Raw genomic sequence first — 4,744 nt, forward strand, 5'->3', positions numbered from 1 at the left:
ACTTTCCCATGGCGTGCTCATTGTCGGCTCGAATCGCTGCGCTGGAAGCCGACATCGAATTGAACTATCACCATGCAGACATCTTCGACAACGGAGAGCTGATTGGCGAAGCAGGCAATTTGCGTACGATCTCGGCTATGGGCAAAGTCCCCGTGCTCGTAACGAACCACGGCGACGTGCTCACCGAAAGCGCTGCCGTACTGCAATACATCGCCGACCTCAGCCCAGACTCAAACCTGGCTCCTCCCTGTTCCAGCCTTGGTCGCTACCAGTTGCAGCAATGGCTGAGCTTCGTCGGAACGGAGTTGCACAAGGGATTCAATTTTCCTACGTTCGGCGCTGGCACACCGGATTCCGTCAAGTCCTGGGTCCGCGGAGAAGTCTCACGACCCCTTGCATACGTGGCACGCCATCTTGAGAAGACCGGCGACTACCTGCTGGGAAGCCATTTCAGCGTCGCCGATGCCTATCTGATCTGGGCCCTGCTGCTGATCAAGGCGTCCGGATTCGACATGGCTCGCTGGCCTGCCCTCGCGGCATACGTGGAACGGACAGTTGCGCGCCCCCGGGTCAAATCAGCCGTGGATCTCGAGTGGGCCATGTCGAAATCCGGAAACGCATCCTGAGCTGATTTCCGGCTGCGCCGTCGATGGTCAGGCTAGCCATGAGCGAAGCCCCAACGTTCCGCGATTTCAGCCGGAGGTGTCCGACGCCAGTGTGTCATTGAAGGCAGACAAGCAGCCCGCCTCGAATGCGCGAGTGAAGCCAGACTCATCCCGCAGAGGTGATTGCTGCATCCTCGCTCGCATGCCTGCGCGGAGTTCTGCGATGCGATCGGGTTGCCTGCAAAAATCACCAGCGATGCGCGAATAGGAGTCGACATCCTCGCCAATCAGCTCATTCAAGCCAAGACCGTCAAGCACGCTGGCGACCATCCGACCAGCATGCGATTCCCCCCTCAGCGTCAAAACGGGGACACCCATCCAGAGCGCGCAGCAGGCAATCGTATGGCCACTCCACGGGAATACATCAAGCAGGATGTCGATTCGGGAAAAAACCTCGAAGAAACTCTGCGCCGGGTCGCACAAGTGAACCAGCTCCAGCCTGTCTGCGCCAATACCCAGCTTGGCAAACGCGACTTCAAGCCTGTGTTGATGCCAGGCGTCCAACTGGTCTCTAGCCACGAGCAGGCGACTCTCGGGATTCTCCCGGAGGATCTGCGCCCATGTTTCGACAACGACCGCGTTCAGCTTTTCCAGCTTGTGCAGGCAGCCGAATGTAACGAAGCCATTGAGCGAAACGGGCGCTCGCCGGACCTGCGGCGCATGTTGCGGCGGCCGAAAGCATGCGAATCCAGGCGGTAGACGCAACAACGATTCAATACCGACTGGCGCCTGGTCAAGAGGCGCCGTGATCGAGTCCACTACCCGGAAGTCCATCGCACCCAAGCCGGTCGTGTTCGGATAGCCTATGGTGCTGATCTGGCATCGAGCGGGTTTTGCCGCGAATACGCCGAGTCGGCAGTGTTCGGTGTAACCGGCGAGATCGACCAGGATGTCGATCTGATCGGAACGGATCAGCTCGGTGACCCCTTCGTCGTTCAAGTCCGAAATTTCGCGCCAGTGGCGGACGAATCCGCGCAGACGCTCGGTCACATTGTCAGGTCTCGTTACATCGGAATAGCAAAAAATCTCGAACCTGTCCCGATCCTGATGCTCAAGCACGGGCTCAAGGAAATAGTTCACCGCATGTGCGCGGAAATCACCCGACACATAGCCGATGCGAATTTTCCCGGCGGGCATTGGCCATGTCGAAACCCTTTGCACACTTGAGAACAGGCCAGATGCCACTCGGCAGTGTTCATCGGCTACTGCTACCGGATCGGCACCGGGCAACAGGTTCAATGCGTATAGAAGGCTGCAGGCGGCGGCACGATAGGTCGGACGAATTCTCAACGCCACACGCAATGATTGAATGGAATCCTCAAGCGCCACGTGATCGAGCTGGAGCATGCCCAGATTGAACCAGGCCTCTGCTCGTTCGGGATCCAGGCGAGCGGCTTCCTGACTGTGTAGCAGCCCCGCATCATGATCACCCAACGCAGCCAGTACTACTCCAAGATTCAGATGTGCGCCCGCGTATCCGGGCCGAAGCGCCAGAGCCTGTTGCAACTGTCCAACAGCCTCTCCCAGATCACCAGCCTTGTGCAGGGCGTCGCCCAGGTTGTTGCGCAAGACAGGCTGACCAGGCACCTTTTCGACAGCTTGCCTGATGTATTTGACCGCAGTCCAGTGGTCACCTTGCTGATGGCAAGCCAGACCGAACAGATGCAGTGCATCGGGATTCCCGGGCTGAGACTTCAATATTTTCAGATACAGCGCTTTCGCCGCCTCAAGCTCACCCAGCCTGTGGTGTTGCGTGGCCTGTGTCATCTGCTGTTGTAGCGGTGTTGCATTCATCAGTCAGGAAAAGCCCTGTTCAATATTGGTCCGAGCAAAGAGAAGCTTATCTGACAGTGCAAGATTCAAGGCACCCGATCAGCCTGGCATGCAGTGGCGTTGCAGCGGGCAGTTCCAATCCGCTGTCGACATGCGCACTGGAGCATCACCAATTCCTGCGAGAAGATATCGCGACTTGACGATCAGGGCAGCAAGTCGCCCGAGAGCTTGCCCAGGCCAAGAACTGCCAAGGTGCCCTCGCCTACCAGGGTGCAACCCGCAGCACCCTGCTCCACTCGCCATGCCAAATCCTTGCCCTGCAATCCGTAGCCCCGCAATTTGTCCCGAACCGAATGGTGAGCGCGAAGTCCGCGTACGACTCGACTGGAACGACACTGACTGGCATCTGACATTGCCAGCTTGATACGTACCGGCGCCGTGCGCCAACTTTCTTCCAGTGCCTGCGAGTTCGCGCCAGGGTCTTGACGAAGATGTACAGCCAGCCTGCTACGAATCAGGACTTCCAGCGCGTGGTCGAGAGTTGTGCCAGGCACGATCTCGGCATCAAATGGTCGCTCTGCCCGCCAGGTTGTCAGCTTGCCATTCTGCCCCCTGGATTGCCCAAACTCCACCCAATTGCTACTGGCCGTGACCCGAGACTTGTCTCCGTTCGTTCCGCCAAGCAAGCGTGCATAGAGATCAAGCAAGTCGATTCTTCGGCCTACTCCGCACGATTCAAGAACAATCTGCGTCTGCGCATCGAACACCCTCTCTGGCAATGCGGGAAACTCGCCGCGCGTGATTGCACGTTCAAGATCCGGAAGGTCTGCGCGCGTACCATCAGCGTAGAGGGGACTGGCCAAACCTACCCAGGGCGATCCGTGTGCAACCAGAACGATTCGTCCCCATGGAAGGTCTTTATCATCGTGCGATCGAACAAGCCATTCGCGCACATCCTGGAACGAGCGCGCGCCGGTGACGAGAAGATCGACGTCGCGGCGCTTTAGATCAAGGTAGTAGTTGGCGGCCGGCTCGAAAAACTTCGTTTCGCCAGGCGCGTCTTCGCCGAGAACAAAGACTGCGTCACGTCGCGCAGTGTCGGCTGAAGCGACTTCAAAAGCCGCCAGCAGCAGGCACGCAACCCAGGCCCTGATCATCCGCGCAACAGGCGTTCCAGGGTAGCCTCCGGTATGTCGCTGAATCCGTCTGGACCGATCAACACGGCTATCTCGCCGATGACGACAACGACACGTTTGCCCAGAGCGAGTGCGTGAACCAGTTCAGGATTCGACTCAAGCAGACGCGCAACAACGGAACTGTCGGCACGCAACCGCAGCAAGGTCATGTCCTCACGGTAGGAGAGATCTACCCAGCGACCGTCACGAAGTTCGAAATCACGACCTGCCACCCTGACCCGAGTTGGATCCGGCTCTGGTCTGGGCAAGCTCGCCCTGGAGGTACCGTCGAGCGTGCGGATCAGGGCCAATGCATTGCCGGTTCCCGCCACGCTATACGAGGGCTCGGGCGCAGAAAGTGGAGGCGGAGGCGGAGCTGCTGCAGTCCGGGAGATAGCCGGCTGCCTGACTGCAGTTGCGACAGTGTCGGTACGAACAACCTCATCGACCGCCACGAAGGAGGTGTACGGCGACAGCAATCCGTAGTCGAGGGAAAGGGCAGTAATTTCCTGTTTGTTGTTCTCGTCGGGACCAGGACCCCAGCCTGCCGACGACTGCTCGTCGAGAAGACGTTGAACCCTGGTTCGTGCCCATAGCAGCCTGAGCGCTGAAAGTGATGTGGATGTCGAATTGCGATCGGGCTCCACCGATGCCTGATACGGGACATTGCCTGTCGCGCCACTGATGAGGATTTGGCCCTGGGCCGGACCTCGATAACGTCCGACCAGAACAACGGGACGCTCGGCCAGAAGATCGGCAACCTTCCGCGGCTCGACCTCATAGGCATCAAAACCCTCGAACACCACTTCAACGTTAGTCAACAAGGGGCGATCAATGTAAGTGCGCAGGCGTTCGGCTACGGCATCAGCCTTGTTGAAATCCTCCAAGACGAAGGGCTCGCCGTTTCCGGCACGTGCAAGCAACTCGATTACTGGTCGATTCACATTTGCACCCACGCCAAACACAAACGTATTCGCGTGCCCCAATTGTGATCGCGCAGCCGAGAAAGCTTCGCCCCCGGCGGCAATCTCGCCGTCGGTAATGACGATGACCGAACGCGCCATGCCTGGCTCATCAGGCAGTGCATAGGCTGTTTCCAACGCAGGCACCAGTTCAGTACCACCTCCGGCA

At 58.6% G+C, this 4,744-nt stretch carries 4 protein-coding genes; 1 reads left to right on the forward strand and 3 read right to left on the reverse strand.

The features are described from left to right. A partial coding sequence (locus tag WBP53_RS03880; RefSeq protein ID WP_423926127.1) for a glutathione S-transferase C-terminal domain-containing protein occupies nucleotides 1-626 on the forward strand: 626 nt, incomplete at its 5' end. Between the two features lie 66 nt (nucleotides 627-692). On the opposite strand, the gene WBP53_RS03885 is transcribed toward WBP53_RS03880, so the two are convergent. From WBP53_RS03885 to WBP53_RS03895, 3 genes are all read right to left on the reverse strand, one after another. Next, entirely contained in the window at nucleotides 693-2,432 is a 1,740-nt protein-coding gene (locus WBP53_RS03885) for a tetratricopeptide repeat protein (RefSeq protein ID WP_423926129.1), read from the reverse strand. A 209-nt stretch (nucleotides 2,433-2,641) separates the two neighbouring features. Continuing rightward, nucleotides 2,642-3,595, reverse strand: coding sequence for a hypothetical protein (locus tag WBP53_RS03890; RefSeq protein WP_423926131.1), 954 nt, complete (start codon nucleotides 3,593-3,595; stop codon nucleotides 2,642-2,644). Further along, nucleotides 3,592-4,744 (reverse strand): hypothetical protein (locus WBP53_RS03895; RefSeq protein ID WP_423926133.1); only part of this gene is annotated, 1,153 nt, incomplete at its 5' end. The genes WBP53_RS03895 and WBP53_RS03890, both read right to left, overlap by 4 nt.

This window comes from Dokdonella sp., from assembly GCF_049593775.1.
Taxonomy (GTDB): Bacteria; Pseudomonadota; Gammaproteobacteria; order Xanthomonadales; family Rhodanobacteraceae; genus Dokdonella.

Bases quoted from the DNA above. Each gene is read 5' to 3' on its own strand.
- WBP53_RS03885 (WP_423926129.1), bottom strand. From the start codon at position 2,432: ATGACACAGGCCACGCAACACCACAGGCTGGGTGAGCTTGAGGCGGCG.
- WBP53_RS03890 (WP_423926131.1), bottom strand. From the start codon at position 3,595: ATGATCAGGGCCTGGGTTGCGTGCCTGCTGCTGGCGGCTTTTGAAGTC.